Below are 16,750 nucleotides of genomic sequence, written 5' to 3' on the forward strand. Positions count from 1 at the left end.
ACCAAAAAAATCAATCTTGCTATGAAAAGAATTTTTATCTCTGCACTGGTGCTTGCAGTGGCTGTGGTTTCCATACATTGTGAAGCCGATGACCCTGCCGCCGTTAATGAAAATGCTTCACTTATTGGAGCCGATACCATTACTGATACTACCACTATTGCCGACAGTAGTTATGTAATTTCTGACACCGTAGTGGTTTCTGACACTATTGTTTATCCAGACGATAGCGTAGGGGTGAGTGAGCCGGGTTATCCGGGTGATGATTATCCCGGAGACGCTACCGACACGATAACAGTACCTTCTGATTCTTCAGCTGTTGGCTGGAGGATAAAAGGAAGGAAATAAACGTACTGTATGCGAGGCCATACACAAAATATCCTATTACCCGTGCTGTGCTTTGCAGCCGGGTATTTTGTTTGCGGTTGTAGGCATACTGATAAAGCGGAACAGGATGTGGTTTATTATGATACAATTCAACCTCCTAAACCAAAATATGACAAGGATACCATGCCATATTCTGAATTTAAAACGTGCCACGTGGGCAATGGGCATGAAATGGATGATTTTTTGCAGGTTGCAAAAGACACCCTCTATTTTGATTTATGCGAAGACTCCAACATAAAGAGGGTTATTGTAGTTATGCCCGGCGAGAAATATCTTCCGCCTCCTCCACCGCCTGTTGAGATTAAAATGGATAAAATAAATATTGAGGATCTTCGTTTTAAAAAATAAAACCAACTGTAAATGAAGTCTGTAAATATTTCTATACCAAAGCCCTGCCATGAAAACTGGGATGCCATGACACCCGAAGACAAAGGGCGTTTTTGTGGCTTGTGCCAAAAGACCGTTGTCGACTTTACTGCAATGGATGATAATGGGGTGGCAAGCTTCTTTGAGCAGCATAAAGGGCAGAAGGTATGTGGGCGTTTCCGTACAGAGCAGCTCACCCCACCCGAAAAGCCACTGCTGCCACCGGCACTGGTAAACCGTATAGCCCGAAGGCCGCTGAGCAGTATACAGATGTTTGCCCTGGCGCTGCTGGTGTGTATGGGTACTACATTGTTCAGCTGTAATAATACAAAAGGCGAACCTGCTATAGCACCCGAACCCGAGCATACAACGGGAGCCCCTATGGTTGGTGGTGGGGGAGGAGATGCGGCGCTGTTTTATGGTTCAGTTGAAGAAGAGAAGCCTAAAGCTACTAAAGAAGAAAAAGGGAAGTTAAGTGAATCATACGCTGTAGGTATGGCAGCTCCTGAGCCTGTAGATTCTTTAATAGAAAATAAAAAGGTTGAAAAAATACCAAAAGCTTTAACAGGAGAGTTTATTGTAACCCCGGTAGACAGCGCAGCAGTAAAAGATACTACCCGCCTGCGTTAATGTTAGGCTATAAAAAAAATAAAAGCTCCCATGGGGAGCTTTTAGTGTTCTATGTGGGTTGTATTAATGTGTTTTTGCTTTATCCAGGGCGTGTTCCAGTACGCTTTTTAGTTTGTCCAGTGCGCCCAGTATGGATTTTTCTATACTGTCTGATTTGCAGCTGGCTGATAGTTGCGAATAACCGTTTACACGCGCCTCAATGGTGCATTTTTTGTCTTCGGCACCATGCTTTGCCCCGCTGTTTTCATCAGCAAGGTGTATTTCCAGTGTTGATATTCGTTCTTCAAATCGTTTTAGTTTTTCATGTGCTACTTCGCTCCAGTAGCCTTCTTTTCTTCCTGCTCCGTCGAAGTGGTTGTCAGTATTTAAATGTACTTGCATTGCTTTTACATTTTAAGGTTCGTTGTTTAAAGTTACGGAATTTTCTGTTTTCCTACATTAAAATTAGTATTTGTTTAAATACCAAAATGTGATTTATATCAGCATAAGTAAAATTTATGACTTTTGTACCGAGTGGTATATTTATTTGCTAACTTTGTACCATGACTAAGGCTGAAAAAACAAAACAGTTTATTATAGAAAAAACCGCCCCGGTGTTTAACCGCAAGGGGTATGCGGGTACGTCTATATCAGACCTTACCGAAGCCACCGGCCTTACAAAGGGTAGTATCTATGGCAACTTTGAAAATAAGGATGAGGTGGCCCTTGCAGCTTTTGACTACAATTACCGCAGGGTTGTAAACCGTATCAGCGAGAGGCTGGGAGGCAAGCATACATCGGCTATAGATAAACTGAAAGCCTATATATCGGTTTATGCCGAAATGCCTAAGGATGCAATACTACAATACGGTTGCCCGGTGCTGAATACCGCTACCGAGGCAGACGATACCCACCCTGAGTTGCGTAAAAGAGCCCAGATGGCTGTGCAAATGTGGAAGCGCAATGTAGAAAGTATTGTTAAAGAAGGGCAGGAACAAAAGCAGATTCGAAAGAGTGTAGATGCCGCCGAATTTGCCTATGGGTTTATTGCAGTGATAGAGGGAGGAGTAATGCTGTGGAAACTTACCGGACACAATGATGTAATGAACGCGGCTCTTAAAGTAGCCAAACGTATGGTGAACGATGTAGCGAAATAATTTTTTTGAATAATATTATACCGATTGGTATTATAAAATATAACATTCGGTATTTAAAATATAAAAATGTTTTATGGATACAAGAGAAGCAGCCTTTTTAAGGCAGTTTGAAACCAAAGAGGTAGAAGGTTCGCCGTCGCCGTTTATGAACTGGCTGAAACCTTTAATATTAAAGGTGGAAGAAGGTAGCCTTGTGTTTCAGTATACTGTTCGCCCTGAGATGACTAACCCGTTTGGTACCCTTCATGGTGGTGTTATGGCTGCTATGATAGACGATGCCATGGGTGCAACTTTAATTGTTTATGGCGAAAAAGTTTTCCATGTTACCGTAAATTTGTCCGTTGATTATTTTGCCTCAGCCCGTGCCGGAGATGTTATCATTGCCGAAACCCGGGTGGTAAAAAAAGGCCGGCAAATAGTAAACATACACGCTGATGTATGGAATGAAGACAAAACAAGGCTGTTAGCCAAAGGATATTCGAATCTTATAAAAACTGACATAAAATGAAAAGAGTTGCAGTAACCGGCCTTGGAGCCATAACCCCGCTTGGTAATTCTGTTGCCGAGTTTTGGGAAGGCATTGTAGGCGGTAAAAGCGGCGCAGGCCCCCTTACTAAATTTGACGCTTCTAAATTTAAAACGCGTTTTGCTTGTGAGGTTAAGGGCTTTAACGGCGAAGATTACATTGAGAAGAAAGAACTGAAAAAATACGACCTGTATACCCAGTATGCCATAGCAGCTACAGAAGAAGCCCTGCGAGATGCGGGTATCGATTTTGCAGCCATGAGTGCAGAAGAGCGCTATGATGTGGGCGTAATATGGGCTACCGGAAACGGTGGTATAGGCACGTTTGAAGAACAATTAAAAGAGTTCCACTCGGGTGATGGTACACCGCGATTTAACCCCTACTTCATTCCTAAAATGATTGTAGATATTGCTGCGGGTGTGCTTTCTATACGCTACGGCCTGCACGGGCCTAACTACGCTACGGTTTCGGCCTGCGCGTCGAGTAACTCGGCTATAATTGCTGCTGCCGATACCATACGTATGGGCAAGGCTACCATAATGGTTACCGGTGGTAGCGAGGCTGCACTTACACCATCGTCTATAGGCGGTTTTGGTGCGGCACAGGCATTGAGCAAAAACAACGATAACCCACAGAGTGCTTCACGCCCGTTTGATAAAAGCCGCGACGGTTTTGTGGCAGGCGAGGGCGCGGGTTCGATTATACTGGAAGAATGGGATCATGCTGTGGCGCGTGGTGCTAAAATTTATGCCGAACTAATAGGCGGGGGGATGGCTGCCGATGCCTACCACCTTACGGGTACACCTGCCGATGGGCTTGGTGCTATACTGGGCATGAAACGTGCGCTTAAAGAAGCGGGTATTTCTCCGGATGAGGTAGCTGCCGCAGGCTATGTAAATGCGCACGCTACTTCTACTCCGCTGGGCGATATAGGCGAACTTACCGGTATTGCTACCGTTTTTGAAGGGAATGATATTACTGTTACCGCTACCAAGAGTATGACAGGCCATCTGCTGGGTGCTGCCGGTGCTGTAGAAAGTATCATCAGTATACTATCATTGCGCGATGGTATTATCCCCGGTACAATCAATACCGAGGTGGCTAACCTTGACGAACGTATTCCGGCTAATGCAAAGCTGGTTATCGGCGCAAGCCAAAAGGCAGACCTAAAATACGTACTGAACAATACCTTTGGTTTTGGTGGGCATACCGCCAGCAGCTTGTTTAAAAAGGTGTTGTAAGAAGCTACTAAGCCGCTGATATTCTTAGCTACTTAGTTTTATACAAAAAGAGGAGCAACACTATGTGTGGCTCCTCTTTTTGTATATCGTTGGGTTATATTAAAATCCAGGTGTGCGCATACGCATACCGCGGCCACCGCCCGGCATGCCCTGTCCCGGTTTTTTATTATTGCCAAAGTTGTTTATTTTCCAGGTAAGCGAAAACATGGCGTAGCGTTTCAGTACCGTGTTTTGTACATCGGTAATACCTGTAGAGGTAATGGTACGGCTGTTGCCCAGGTTTTGGTTTAAAAGGTCGTACACTTTTACTTTAAAGGTAAACTGGTCTTTATAAAAGTTGTACCCTATACTGGTGTTCCATAAAAAGAAATCTTTTTTGTACCCGGCAGATAGTTGCGAGTTATAGGTATACGTTAAATCATTACCCATAACAAAATGCTTTGGCCAGTAATTTGTTACAATAACCGAAGCTTTGTGTACAAAATTTTCGGCCGAACCTATGCTGTAATTAGTGTACTTTGCACTGTTTAGGGTGTAAGTATAACTCGGGTTAATACTAAGTACTTCGCCCAGGTCGTAGTTTAGACTTACATTAGGCGTTATCCCCAGGTTATTGGCGGCGTACATTTGGGTATTCAGGAAACCCAGGCTGCGACTGTAGTTAACATTCAAACCCAGATTGTAACGTAGGTTGTTGCCTGATTCTGATTTTATACTTTTATTATAGTTACCCCCCATATAGGTGCTATATCCTCCATTGATGTTCTCGTACGTGCTGTTACGTTTACCCGATGCGTTAATCTCAGTATAATTTACTATTTGGGTTTCGTTTATGGTAGCACCCCCATACACAAAGAAACCGGAGCGGGTGGCAAAATCAAATTTATTATAGTTTATACCTACCCGGTGTGATTTTGCCGGAGCCAAATCAGGATTACCCGTTGTAGTGCTAAGGGCATTGCTTACATCTTCTATAGGTAGTATCTGAGAAGCCGATGCAAAACTGGTATTAAAGTTATAGCTTAGCGATAATCGGGTACTTCTTTGAAAATGGTAGTTAAACCTTGCCGAAGCCATAGGTAGCAGGTAATTTTTATTCACAGTATAGTCCTGGCCGCGGTAACGCCCAAAGTTGTCAAAGTTGTAAATGCCCGTACCTCCCGTAAGGGTTATGTTCAGCTTTTTCTGCTCCAGGCGGAAACTTGCATAAGGGTTTACAGTAATAGTATTGCTGTTAAGGTAGTTGGTTATAGAGTCGGCTGCTGTGGTATAATTTGCTGTTGCAGCATTATAGTTAAAACCTTTGTTGTCTGTAACATCGTTAGCCCAGTTGTATCGGGCACCTATTTCTACGTTTACAGAGTCGGCTACAGGTTCTGTATAAGACAGGTCCATGGTATAACTGTCTTGCAGGCTGCGGTTTTTTTGCAGCTGGTTACGGTTGTCGTTTCGGGCTGTTGTATTACCGTCGCCGTCTAAGTCTTCGTAAAAAGTGGTATTTGTGTTGTTGTAATACGCTGTTTGGTTAGAAGTATTGCTGTTAGAAAACTCAGCACTTATAGATCTTCCGCGCTTATTAAGCACTTTGTTATAGGTAAGCGTGCTGCTAAAAGCATTCTTGTCGCCGTCGTTCATGGTACTACCATCACTTTCGTTCAGCAGGGTATCATTTTGATCGGTAGTGTTTTGTGTGCTCGATGTAGTTCGCTTACTGTTAGTCCTCACAAACTTTGGCCTAAAGTTAAGGGTAGAGGTACTGTCCAGCTTTATGTCAAATTCGGTATTAAACGTGTGGGTGGTTGTAAGGCTTCGTGAATCGGCTACACGATTATTTATAAGCCTGTTTTCAGTAGCTGCGCCATTTTCATCCGTCAGGAAGGTTTCACTGCGCGTACGTGTATTGTTTTTGTTGTCGGAATTATTGTAAAAATAACTTGCCGAATGGTCAAACCCTTTAAAATACTCGTCGCTGTAATTACCGCCTATAATGTTTGTGGTAGTTATACCGCTGCCACCACCACCTACCGGAACACCGTTTATATAGGTTGAGCCATCACCGCTGGTCCACATCATCATGTTTCGGCCACCGCCCATACTGTCAAAGATATCGTCGTTACTAAAACCCGACGCGTTTATGTTATTACTCGATGCCAGCAGGCTAATCTTACGGGTGTCTTTAAAATAATTTACAAGCCCGTTTGCCTCATAGCGGTCATTAGTACCGTATCCGGCAGTTATCCGGCCGAAAATACCTTTGTTTTTATCCTTGTCTATGGTTAGGTTAATGCTGGCATTATCTCCCGAACCAGGTTTTTTTTGCAGTTCCTCCTTTTTGGTTTTATAGTCTGATACCTGGATTTTTTTTATCAATTCTGCCGGAAGGCTTTGCAGGGCTATTTTACCGTCGCGGTCAAAGAAAGGCTTACCGTTTACCAATATCTGGTTTACTTCCTTACCATTTACGGTTATTTTTCCGTCAGCATCAATGTTTACACCCGGTAGCTGTTTCAGCAGGGTTTGCACATTACTGTCCGGGCGGACTTTAAAAGAAGCCGCGTCAAACTCCAGCGTGTCTTTTTTTACCCTTACCGGAGGCACATCGCTTTCTATAACCACTTCTTTTAGTTCCGTTCCTTTTTCGGTGAGCTTTACCAAACCGAAGTCGGTGTCTTTAGTTAACGACTCGTATTGCTTTTGGTACGTACCGAAACCCACAAACGAAACTTTAAGCGTAAACGGCTGGGATATGCCGCGCGATTTCATTTGCCAGTTTCCTTTGTTGTCTGTAATGGTGTAGTCTAAAAGAGTAGAATCTTTTACGGAACGAATGTACACGGTAGCTGCTTCCAGCGGCAGCCCATCGGGGTCCTGCACCGCGCCTTTAATGGTAATTGACTGGCTGTAACCCCATGTGGTAACGGCCAGTAATAAGATAGTAAGGATTTTTTGCATTAACTTTTCAATTGGTTTTGTGTTAGTGTATCTACTATTGACTGGTTTTTAGCGAAAAGGTTTAAGTTGTTATTGGGATTTTTGATTTTTTTAACAACTTAAAATAACGTTCCTGCAATATTAGAAGGTAATGATGCCACCGGTAGCTTCTGTAGCAGCATCCTTTTTACCGGCAAATTTATCCAGCTTTAAGCTAAGCGAAAACATTACGTAACGTTTCAGTACGGTATTCATCTGCTCTGATATACCTGTAGGATATACGCTTCGGCTGGTGCCCAGGTTTTGGTTCAGTAAGTCGTACACTTTTACTTTAAAGGTTAGTTGGTCTTTATAAAAGTTGTAACCTAAACTGGTGTTCCATAAATAAAATGATTTTTGGAACGATGCCAGCTGCGGGTTGTAGGTGTAGGTAAGGTCGTTACCAAAAATTACGTGCTTAGGCCAATAGCTTGTAGTGGAAACACTAACGGTATGAATATTACTTTTAGCCGAACTTACATTATAGTTGCTAAAATCAGTTTGGTTATACTCAAAACGGTAGCGTGGGTTTATGGTAAGCAGTTCGCCGTATTTATAGGTAAGGTTTACACGCGGCGCTACAGAAAATGTTTCCGATTTAAACATCTGCTCGTTTTGCATTCCTTTATCTATACTGTTGCCAAAATAAAACCCTACTGAAGCATTTAGGCTGTGGGCTTCTTTTTTAAAAGTTTTACCATACTGTCCGCCTGCCCAAATCTGGTAGGTATCGTGTATGTTTATATAAGAAGAGGTGGTAAGCGCATTGTCATCTATAACCACACTGTTACCTATGTTGTCCTCGTAGTAATCACCTCCCAAATAAAAGTTGTAACCTGTTTTTTCGGTCCAGTTATAATCATACAGGCCTATATACATGTCGTGCTTTTTTACAAAGTTTAGGTCGGCATTACCTATTGTTGTAGAAAGAGGGTTCAGTACATCGGCTATGGGCAGTATCTGCGACAGTTCGGGTGTACTGAAACCATAGTTGTAGTTCATATACACGCTGCGCGATTTTGTAAGCTGGTAATTTCCGTACATTTCTACCGATGGCATTACAAAATTCCGCTTTACGCCGAGTCCTTCACCCAGGTAGGTGCCGTTAGCATTATAATCTATAAAGTATGCACCACCTTCTATATTAAGGTACATATTGCTCTTATTAAAGTTATAACCTGCAGCCGGCTTAAACCTGTTCGATTTTGAACTAAGATACCCACTCAGGGCATCATTATAGTCTGTATAGTTATCGTTTCCGTCATTAAAATCAAAACCTTTCCGGTTTTGGCTTTCTGTTTCGCGCCATACTTCGGTTTGTATGTACACGTTGCTCGAATCGGTTACCGGTTCTCCGAATGAAGCCGAAAAATGGTACAGGTCTTTGCTGGTGCCGGTACGGCGTATACGGTTACGGCTTTCGGTTGTTATTCCCGGTTCAGCGTCAGTATATACATAGGTGCTGGTAACGGTGTTGTTTATGTTGCTGTTGTCTCCTTTTTGATTGTTGTTTTCAACATCAAAGCTTAAAAAGCGCCCCTTTTTTGCCTTAAAGCTTTTTGTGATAACCATGTTGTTGCTAAAGGCGGTATTGTCGGATTCCGAAGCGTTGATACCCGAGTTTTCGTTTAGCATCTGGTTGTTGTTAAGGCGGTACGATTTACTGTCCGATTCGCTTCGGGTGTAATCGTGGGATTTCTGAAATTTAGGTTCGGTATATATATTAAAGGTACTGTCTAATTTTATGTCGAACTGCGTGTTTACAAACTGCCCATAGCGGTTTTGCCTGCTCTTGCTTTTGCTTTCGCTAACGTAATCCTTGTCTTCGTCGGTTTCGTTTGCTTTGGGTACAAACGTGGTGGTTTTACTCTGGTTGTCGTTTTTACTATTGGCTCCGGTATAAAAGTAATTGGCGGCTCCTTCAAACCCTTTAGCCCATTTATCGGCATAGTTAGCGCCCATAATGTCGGTGCGGGTAATACCATTGCCACCGCCAAACTGCATTCCGTTTATATTAAAGCTGCTGCCGTTACTCCAGGCCGACATACTGCGCCCGCCGCTCATATTATCAAAGATTTCATCCATGGAGAAACCTGTTGAGTTAATGTTGTTTGTGCTGGCCAGTACACTTATTTTACGCTGGCCTTTAAAATAGTTGGCCAGCATACTGTGCTCATACCGCCCGTTGGTACCAAAGCCTACTGTAGCCCGCCCAAACATACCTTTATTCTTTTCTTCGTCTATGGTTATGTTTATGCTGGCATTATTACCGGATGCCTTTTGGCCGGTAAGTTCTTCTTCCTTGGTTTTGGCTTCGGTTATCTGTATTTTATTAATAATCTCTGCCGGAAGGTTTTGCAGGGCTATTTTTCCGTCCTTGTCAAAGAAGGGCTTACCGTTTACCAGTATCTGGCTTACGGGCTTACCGTTTATGGTTATCTTGCCCTCTTCATCTATTTCCAGTCCGGGCAGTTGCTTTAGTAATTCCTGAAGGTTAGCATCGGGCCTTACTGCAAATGAGGCGGCATTAAACTCCAGCGTATCCTTTTTCATACGGATGGGTGGCACTTCGCTTTCTATAACCACTTCGTTAAGGGTAGTGCCTTTGTCTTCCATTTTTATGGTGCCAAAGTCCATGCTCTCCGTAACCGATTCCAGTTTTTTGCTGAAACCCGCAAAGCCTACAAACGAAACTTTAAGGAAAACAGGGTTTTTAGTAGCCTTGGTCTTTAGTTCAAATTGCCCGTTTTTATTGGTAATGGTGTAGTCAATCAGTGTAGAATCTTTTACCGAATTAAGATATACCGTGGCAGCCTCAAGTGGATGATTGTCAGGGTCGTTTACCTTACCGGTGAGGGTGATGGTCTGACTGAATAAAATGCATGGCAATACCAGCAAAAGGGATGTTAATAATTGGCGCATTGTAGTTTTAGGAATTGGTTTTGTATCTTAAAAACTGCTAAATAATGCTTTTAGTGTGTGTTGCGCAACAATTTTGTAAAGAGGTTTCCTGTTAAGGTCTAATTTTAACACAATTGGGGGTTATTTGGTAATCTGTAGATTTGTTAGGGTGTACCAAGATGTTTGAAAAAAAATCTTCGCCAAGTAAACAAATCCACAGATTAACCCATCCACATTACTGTTTATTTATCCAGCTAAGTAAATCCGTAAACATAGCACCATTAATGGTATGTGCTACTCCCGCATACTCATGGTAATCGGGTTTTAGTCCAAGGTTTTCAAGATATGCTTTGGCGCTACGGGCATACTCCACCTGAAGCACATTATCAGCAGTACCATGACTTATATATATGTTTAGCCCTTTCAGCTTATCGGCAGGGGCTATCAGCGGTTTTATTTCAGGCAGCAGGCGGCTGCTCATTATGGCTATGCCTTTTACCAATCCCGGATTGGTCAGTGCCACGCTGTAGTTCATAATGCCGCCCTGGCTAAAGCCAACAAGCAGTATGCGCTTTTCATCAAAATGGTATTTGCCCTGCATTTCTTTTATAAATGATGCTATAAGCTTGCGGCTGTTTTCTTGTTCTTCAAAGTTAATCTTCGGTCCATCGGGAGTAAACTCCACATGGAACCAGGCGTATCTGCCCTCGGCAAGCGTAATGGGTCCACGAGCCGAAATAACAAGGTATTCATCCGGTAGCTTATCGGCAAAACTAAACAGGTCTTTTTCGTTGCTGCCCACCCCATGCAATAAAAACAATACCGGTAGATGAGCCGATTTTACTTTAGGTTCGCGTACAAGGTAATGCAGGCTTTGGCTGTATGTATTCATGGTAATAAATGCTGTGATTAGGAGTAGTAATTGTTTCATGGTTAGCCTATTTTTACAGATGTCATGCTTAGTGAGCCACCCACGGCTTTATCGTTAAACAGGCTTATTTTTTCTTTTTCGGATTTTAGTGCCAGGGTATAAATCAGCGGCAGGTAATGCTCCGGCGACGGTACAGCTTTTTGTACCTCTTTGCCCAGCGATTTAAAATTGATAAGCTGCTTGTGGTCGCCATTCAGTATCAGTTTGTTTACTTTCTGGCGGGCTTCAAGCGCCCAGTCAAACGCAAAGTTATCCGTGCGGATGTTCTTCCAGTCTACCAGTCCCAGGTTATGCACTATGTTACCGCTACCTATAATCAGTACACCTTTGTTGCGCAGGGCAGCAAGCTGTTTGGCCAGGTCATAATGATATTGGGCATCTTTACTGTAGTCTATACTCATTTGTATTACCGGAACATCGGCCTTGGGGTAAATGTGTTTTATTACGCTCCACGCACCGTGGTCTAAACCCCACGACATATCGGGCTGCACTTTAACCGATGTAATCAGCTTTTGGGTTTCACCCGCCAGCCATGGGCTACCGGGAGCAGGGTATTGCACATCAAACAGTGCTTTCGGGAAACCGCCAAAATCATGTATCGTCTGCGGATGCGCCATAGCGGTTACAAATGTACCTTTTGTTTCCCAGTGTGCCGAAATACACAATATGGCGGCAGGCTTAGGTATGGTAGTGGCTACCTTCCGGAAACCCGATACAAACTCATTTTCTTCTATGGCGTTCATGGGGCTGCCGTGTCCCAGAAACAGCACGGGCATGGTTACACTTGGGGTAAGCTCTTTAGCCAGCTGGTTCAGGTCGCCCAGGCGTACGGCTGCCCCGGCAAGCGGCAGTGCGGCAAGTACTTTTAAAAATCGTTTCCTATCCATAGTAGTATCGGTCTTAAATTTTGCTAAGGCAAAATTGGTACATAATTAAACCAAAAACATTGAACCAGGACAAGAAATGGTTTTGTTGGTTTTTTGTGGATATGCTTATTCCAAATTCTGGAAACTGCGACTATGACTGAAAACTGTAACAATTTAACATCCCTAAAAACACTTTTTCGTTAACTTAGCTTGTTTAAATGCTTAAAAATTGAATACCCTCACATCACTTTCTTATACCAGCGGTCCATCTGAAAAACCGCTTTTGGGCCAAACCATCGGCCAAAACCTTGCCCTTACTGTACAACGTTTCCCTGATAATGATGCCCTTGTGTGCGTGCAGCAAAACTACAGGGCTACTTATAAAGAGTTTTATCATCAAACCAATATTGTTGCCAAGGCATTACTTACAAAAGGCCTCCAAAAAGGCGACCGCGTAGGCATTTGGTCGCCTAACCGCGCCGAATGGGTGTTGCTGCAATATGCCACAGCCCGCATAGGCGTTATCCTGGTAAACATAAATCCCGCCTACCGCAGCAGCGAACTGGAATTTGTACTGAACCAAAGCGGCATCAGCCTTCTGGTTTCGGCGCTTACGTTTAAGACCAGCGACTATGCTAAAATGGTGGACGAGGTAAAGGCCAACTGCCCCGAACTGAAAGAAACCATTTTCCTGGACAGGGATTGGGATGCTTTCCTTACCCAAACGGGAGGCATTACTGATGAAGATTTACAAGCCATTGAAGCTTCGGTTCAGTTTGACGAGCCGGTTAACATACAATATACATCGGGTACTACGGGTTTCCCTAAGGGAGTAACGCTTACCCACCACAATCTGCTAAACAACGGTTACTTTATAGGAGTACGCCTTAAGTACACCAGTGCCGACAGGGTGTGCATACCCGTGCCGTTTTACCATTGTTTTGGTATGGTAATAGGCAACCTGTGCTGTACCAGCCACGGTGCCGCTATGGTTATCCCTTCGGAGAGTTTTGACCCAACGCTTACATTACAGGCGGTAGAAAAAGAACGATGCACCTCATTATACGGTGTACCTACTATGTTCATTGCCGAACTGGCACTACAGGATTTTGACAGCTACAACCTTACCAGCCTGCGTACGGGTGTTATGGCGGGTTCGCCATGCCCGGTTGAAGTAATGAAACAGGTGCAGAGCAAAATGTATATGAAAGAGGTTTCCATTTGTTATGGTATGACCGAAACCTCACCGGTAAGTACGCAAACCGTTATTGGTGCGCCACTTGAAAAACAGGTAGGCACCGTAGGTACCGTGCAGGATCATCTTGAAATAAAGATCATCGACCCGAAGACGGGCGACATAGTGCCGCGTAACACTCCCGGAGAGCTGTGCACACGCGGTTACAGTGTAATGCTAAAGTACTGGAACAACCCACAGGCTACAGCGGTAGTTATAGACGGTGCCCGCTGGATGCACAGTGGCGACCTTGCCGTAATGGATGATGAAGGCTATATAAATATAGCAGGTAGGATTAAAGATGTTATCATTAGGGGAGGGGAGAACATTTCGCCACGCGAAATAGAGGAGTTTTTATACTCTCACCCCGAAATAGAAGATGTGCAGGTTATAGGCGTGCCCGATGAGAAATTTGGAGAGGTAATAATGGCCTGGGTAAAGCCGCGCCCTAACCATGCCCTGACTGAAGACAGCCTGAGAGCTTACTGCAAAGACCGTATAGCCCACTATAAGGTGCCACGCTACTGGAAATTTACCGACAGCTTTCCTATTACCATAACCGGTAAAGTACGAAAGGTAGAAATGCGCGAGATTTCTATACAGGAACTGGGACTTGAAAAACTGCTTGAGATTAAAACGTCTTAGAGCTGTGTTAATAGCCACCATTAGTCTTATTCAAGAAATATAAAAAAACGAGACTTCTTTAATAATATAAGAGGTCTCGTTTTTTATTGTTGTTTAAAACTTATATCGTAGTCCTATAAAACCATTGATGTACAAATCTTCGTCGTCAATCTCGTATAAAGGGTCTAACTCTATATTAATAGAAAGGTTCTTTAGGTTTTCAAAGGGTTTTATACCCACGCCTATGGGTATCAAAACACCGTTAACGTCGTTCACAATTGCGCCTACTCCTATATATGTATAGTAGCTTTCTTTAGCCAGGTAGTTGTAGTTTATTACTGCCTCGGGGGTAATGCCGTCTGCGCTGGTGCTCGAGTATATCCTTGCGTCGGCCCACAGCCTTTCGTTAAAGTTATACCCTATAGCCACTTTAGAGAGTGTGCCGCTGGTGTAAAATGATGCTGTAACCTGGCTTAAGGCTTTAGGCGAAATTAGTAATGCGATAAGAGGCAGGAAGATTTGTAATGTTTTTTTCATAAAAAGATCTTTTGGTTTTGCTTAGCCAATTTAATTATTTCTCCCGTTATTTTGTAGTGTTTGTAATGTGTTGTGGTATTTTTGTGATGACAAATTAATCAGAAAATTTTGGCATGGCGTTTGGACATCTAAAAGCAACCAAAAAAACGATTTAATTACAACAGTAAATCAACAAATCATTATGAAAAAAGTTCTATTATTTGCTGCACTATGTATAGCCGGTGTGCAGGGAGCATTTGCGCAGCAAACCGATTCATTAACCGTACATCCGGGTTTTAAGAGCGAATGGGGGCGGATTTATCTTGCCGGCGGCGTGGCTACTTCTTCAAGCCTTAAGCTGAATGACAAATTAACAGCCCAGGGCCTGCCTGAAGTTAGTAACACTGTATTTGAAATAAGTATAGGTACGACACGAATTAACGGCTGTATGCTGGCCGACCTGGAGTGGAACACTGATTATTTTGCCGACCAGAAAACCACAGGCGAAAGGGTACATACGGTAGCTACCGGTATTAAGTACAGGCCTCAGTATATCTTCTTTAAAAGAAAGGGTATGTTTGCCGCCGCAGGATTCGACATATCGTTTATGTATAATAAGGTGGATATCTATACCCGTGGCAATACTATAGACCTTAACAGCCTGGATCCGGCTACGCATAGTGGGCATATAAGCCTGTATAACAAAAACTGCTACCTGGGGCCATCGGCTTCGTTTGGGGTACTGCAGCACAAAGAAAATGCACTAAGGCTGGCTACCGGGTACGAGTGGAATATAGCACGTGCCAGCTGGCATTCGGAATATGCATCTGTAACCAATACCGTTAAAGAAGGTGGCCAGGGCCGCTTTTATGCCAAAGTAATTTGGAACTTTTAAAGTTCTGCCAAAATAACAGTAGAGAAGCCAGTCTGAAAAGATTGGCTTTCTTTTTGCAGTATGATTAGCAAACAATTAAAGAACGAATACAATGATAGGAGGATATTATTTATTACTGTTAGTTATAGGTATTGCCAGTTTTGCGGTAAGCGCAAAGCTGAAAAGCAAATTTGAATACTACTCGCGCGTACACCTGCGCAACGGTATGAGTGGCGCCGAAATAGCCACCAAAATGCTGCACGATAACGGCATATATGATGTAAAAGTTATTTCTACCTCGGGTAGGCTTACAGACCACTATAACCCGGCCGATAAAACGGTAAACCTTAGCGAGGCAGTATATAATGAACGAAATGCCGCCGCCGCAGCGGTAGCCGCCCATGAGGTAGGCCATGCCGTACAGCATGCGCAGGCATACAGTATGCTGCAACTACGCAGTAATATGGTGCCGGTTACTAATGTAGCCTCGCAGTTGTCTATGCCGTTATTGTTTATAGGTTTTCTGCTGGGAGCTATGACAAATGTGGGTGTGGGATGGTATTTAGCGGTAGCCGGGCTTGGCCTTATGGCTGTTGCTACATTGTTTAGCCTTATTACCCTTCCGGTGGAGTATGATGCCAGTAACCGTGCCCTTGCCTGGTTAAAAAACAAAAACATGGTAAGCCCTCAGGAGTATGCCGGTGCCGAAGATTCGCTTAAGTGGGCTGCCCGTACGTATGTGGTGGCCGCGGTAGGAGCAGTGGCTACACTATTATACTATGCCATGATGCTTTTTGGAGGGCGATCAAGAGATTAATTTCTCTTTCTATATATATCCGGTTAATTTTTTAGAGAAGCCCCGCCATTTTTGGCGGGGCTTTTATATTGTAGGAAAAGCCACCAAACAACAATAAGTGTCGACGAATGGTAAAAGTTGAAATCGGGTAATACTTGTAAGATTTATCGCTTCCAGGAAGAGGTTCATTGTATAGACAAATTTCGTTTTTACATAAAAATCTAAAAAACAGATATTTACAAAAACCTGTACAGGTTTTTGTCTATAGTTTATCCATTGTAAAATACATCTTTATGGCGTTACATTTGTCTCGACGAAATGCAAATAAATACGCTTATCGGTACTGTTTACCATTCGTCGACACATAAAGCCTTTTAGTCGGTGTTAAAATTCTATCCGACGAAAAGTGAAAAAAACGCGACGAAACGCACCGTACATTTGTCATGTAATAATTACAAAACGGGATTCATCCCCCCGTAATGTAAAGCATCCTGAAGCAACTAAAAAATAATTACTAAAATAAACACAAATCATGAAATTAGCCTTAAAAGAAGCAACTTAGCTCACGTAATTGGTTAAATAAGGAGGATTGCACCTGCCTTAAGCGCTCTGAAAAAGATGTATTTTAACGTGAAAAAATGCACTTAATCTGAAACTTATTGATAATCAAGGCGAAAAAAATGTAAAAAAGTCTTTAAAAAATTTTGAGAGACAATTTTTCTTTATACATTTGCCGTCGCATCCAAAAAATAGTT

General features: G+C 43.1%; 15 protein-coding genes. 9 read left to right on the forward strand and 6 right to left on the reverse strand.

What is annotated here, in order from left to right; translation table 11 throughout:
* Positions 1–21 precede the first annotated feature (21 nt).
* The 3 genes from ACLI1A_RS08875 to ACLI1A_RS08885 all read left to right on the forward strand — a co-directional run bounded on the left by ACLI1A_RS08875 (position 22) and on the right by ACLI1A_RS08885 (position 1,380).
* A complete protein-coding gene (locus ACLI1A_RS08875) occupies positions 22–345 on the forward strand; it encodes a hypothetical protein (protein ID WP_411408274.1) in 324 nt (107 codons plus the stop codon).
* A gap of 162 nt (positions 346–507) precedes the next feature.
* Positions 508–732, forward strand: coding sequence for a hypothetical protein (locus tag ACLI1A_RS08880; protein WP_411408276.1), 225 nt, complete (start codon positions 508–510; stop codon positions 730–732).
* A gap of 12 nt (positions 733–744) precedes the next feature.
* Positions 745–1,380, forward strand: a complete 636-nt coding sequence (locus tag ACLI1A_RS08885; RefSeq protein ID WP_411408278.1) for a hypothetical protein — start codon at positions 745–747, stop codon at positions 1,378–1,380.
* A gap of 63 nt (positions 1,381–1,443) precedes the next feature.
* Here the strand turns inward: ACLI1A_RS08885 and ACLI1A_RS08890 are convergent, their stop codons facing one another.
* A complete protein-coding gene (locus ACLI1A_RS08890) occupies positions 1,444–1,761 on the reverse strand; it encodes an HPF/RaiA family ribosome-associated protein (RefSeq protein WP_411408280.1) in 318 nt (105 codons plus the stop codon).
* 161 nt (positions 1,762–1,922) lie between these two features.
* Here ACLI1A_RS08890 and ACLI1A_RS08895 point away from each other — a divergent pair, with 161 nt between their 5' ends.
* From ACLI1A_RS08895 to fabF, 3 genes are all read left to right on the forward strand, one after another.
* Complete coding sequence (locus ACLI1A_RS08895; protein WP_411408282.1) at positions 1,923–2,516, forward strand: TetR/AcrR family transcriptional regulator; 594 nt, start codon at positions 1,923–1,925, stop codon at positions 2,514–2,516.
* A gap of 73 nt (positions 2,517–2,589) precedes the next feature.
* On the forward strand, positions 2,590–3,024 hold the full coding sequence (locus tag ACLI1A_RS08900) for a PaaI family thioesterase (RefSeq protein WP_411408284.1): 435 nt from the start codon (positions 2,590–2,592) through the stop codon (positions 3,022–3,024).
* Positions 3,021–4,283: a beta-ketoacyl-ACP synthase II gene (gene fabF, locus ACLI1A_RS08905; protein WP_411408286.1), complete on the forward strand. Its 1,263-nt coding sequence runs from the start codon at positions 3,021–3,023 to the stop codon at positions 4,281–4,283. Before ACLI1A_RS08900 ends, fabF begins: the two co-directional genes overlap by 4 nt.
* A 99-nt stretch (positions 4,284–4,382) precedes the next feature.
* Here the strand turns inward: fabF and ACLI1A_RS08910 are convergent, their stop codons facing one another.
* The 4 genes from ACLI1A_RS08910 to ygiD all read right to left on the reverse strand — a co-directional run bounded on the left by ACLI1A_RS08910 (position 4,383) and on the right by ygiD (position 11,972).
* A complete protein-coding gene (locus ACLI1A_RS08910; protein WP_411408288.1) occupies positions 4,383–7,235 on the reverse strand; it encodes an outer membrane beta-barrel protein in 2,853 nt (950 codons plus the stop codon).
* 120 nt (positions 7,236–7,355) lie between these two features.
* Positions 7,356–10,175: a carboxypeptidase-like regulatory domain-containing protein gene (locus ACLI1A_RS08915; RefSeq protein ID WP_411408290.1), complete on the reverse strand. Its 2,820-nt coding sequence runs from the start codon at positions 10,173–10,175 to the stop codon at positions 7,356–7,358.
* A 214-nt stretch (positions 10,176–10,389) separates the two neighbouring features.
* The gene (locus ACLI1A_RS08920; RefSeq protein ID WP_411408292.1) at positions 10,390–11,085 is read right to left on the reverse strand and encodes an alpha/beta hydrolase; all 696 of its coding nucleotides are present in this window, start codon (positions 11,083–11,085) and stop codon (positions 10,390–10,392) included.
* 2 nt (positions 11,086–11,087) lie between these two features.
* Positions 11,088–11,972, reverse strand: coding sequence for a 4,5-DOPA dioxygenase extradiol (ygiD, locus tag ACLI1A_RS08925; RefSeq protein WP_411408294.1), 885 nt, complete (start codon positions 11,970–11,972; stop codon positions 11,088–11,090).
* 208 nt (positions 11,973–12,180) lie between these two features.
* On the opposite strand from ygiD, the gene ACLI1A_RS08930 reads away from it, so the two are divergent.
* Complete coding sequence (locus ACLI1A_RS08930) at positions 12,181–13,830, forward strand: AMP-binding protein (RefSeq protein WP_411408296.1); 1,650 nt, start codon at positions 12,181–12,183, stop codon at positions 13,828–13,830.
* Positions 13,831–13,923: 93 nt separating this feature from the next.
* Here the strand turns inward: ACLI1A_RS08930 and ACLI1A_RS08935 are convergent, their stop codons facing one another.
* A complete protein-coding gene (locus ACLI1A_RS08935) occupies positions 13,924–14,346 on the reverse strand; it encodes a hypothetical protein (protein ID WP_411408298.1) in 423 nt (140 codons plus the stop codon).
* Between the two features lie 181 nt (positions 14,347–14,527).
* Here ACLI1A_RS08935 and ACLI1A_RS08940 point away from each other — a divergent pair, with 181 nt between their 5' ends.
* Both ACLI1A_RS08940 and ACLI1A_RS08945 read left to right on the forward strand, forming a co-directional pair.
* The gene (locus ACLI1A_RS08940; RefSeq protein WP_411408300.1) at positions 14,528–15,220 is read left to right on the forward strand and encodes a hypothetical protein; all 693 of its coding nucleotides are present in this window, start codon (positions 14,528–14,530) and stop codon (positions 15,218–15,220) included.
* A 94-nt stretch (positions 15,221–15,314) separates the two neighbouring features.
* Entirely contained in the window at positions 15,315–16,016 is a 702-nt protein-coding gene (locus ACLI1A_RS08945) for a zinc metallopeptidase (protein WP_411408444.1), read from the forward strand.
* Positions 16,017–16,750: the final 734 nt, after the last annotated feature.

Origin of the sequence: Flavobacterium sp. RHBU_3, from assembly GCF_046613565.1 — a bacterium.
Taxonomy (GTDB): Bacteria; Bacteroidota; Bacteroidia; order Flavobacteriales; family Flavobacteriaceae; genus Flavobacterium.

Coding starts and splice junctions, on each gene's coding strand:
- ACLI1A_RS08875 (WP_411408274.1), top strand. CDS start 22: ATGAAAAGAATTTTTATCTCTGCACTGGTGCTTGCAGTGGCTGTGGTT.
- ACLI1A_RS08880 (WP_411408276.1), top strand. CDS start 508: ATGCCATATTCTGAATTTAAAACGTGCCACGTGGGCAATGGGCATGAA.
- ACLI1A_RS08885 (WP_411408278.1), top strand. CDS start 745: ATGAAGTCTGTAAATATTTCTATACCAAAGCCCTGCCATGAAAACTGG.
- ACLI1A_RS08890 (WP_411408280.1), bottom strand. CDS start 1,761: ATGCAAGTACATTTAAATACTGACAACCACTTCGACGGAGCAGGAAGA.
- ACLI1A_RS08895 (WP_411408282.1), top strand. CDS start 1,923: ATGACTAAGGCTGAAAAAACAAAACAGTTTATTATAGAAAAAACCGCC.
- ACLI1A_RS08900 (WP_411408284.1), top strand. CDS start 2,590: ATGGATACAAGAGAAGCAGCCTTTTTAAGGCAGTTTGAAACCAAAGAG.
- fabF (WP_411408286.1), top strand. CDS start 3,021: ATGAAAAGAGTTGCAGTAACCGGCCTTGGAGCCATAACCCCGCTTGGT.
- ACLI1A_RS08910 (WP_411408288.1), bottom strand. CDS start 7,235: ATGCAAAAAATCCTTACTATCTTATTACTGGCCGTTACCACATGGGGT.
- ACLI1A_RS08915 (WP_411408290.1), bottom strand. CDS start 10,175: ATGCGCCAATTATTAACATCCCTTTTGCTGGTATTGCCATGCATTTTA.
- ACLI1A_RS08920 (WP_411408292.1), bottom strand. CDS start 11,085: ATGAAACAATTACTACTCCTAATCACAGCATTTATTACCATGAATACA.
- ygiD (WP_411408294.1), bottom strand. CDS start 11,972: ATGGATAGGAAACGATTTTTAAAAGTACTTGCCGCACTGCCGCTTGCC.
- ACLI1A_RS08935 (WP_411408298.1), bottom strand. CDS start 14,346: ATGAAAAAAACATTACAAATCTTCCTGCCTCTTATCGCATTACTAATT.
- ACLI1A_RS08940 (WP_411408300.1), top strand. CDS start 14,528: ATGAAAAAAGTTCTATTATTTGCTGCACTATGTATAGCCGGTGTGCAG.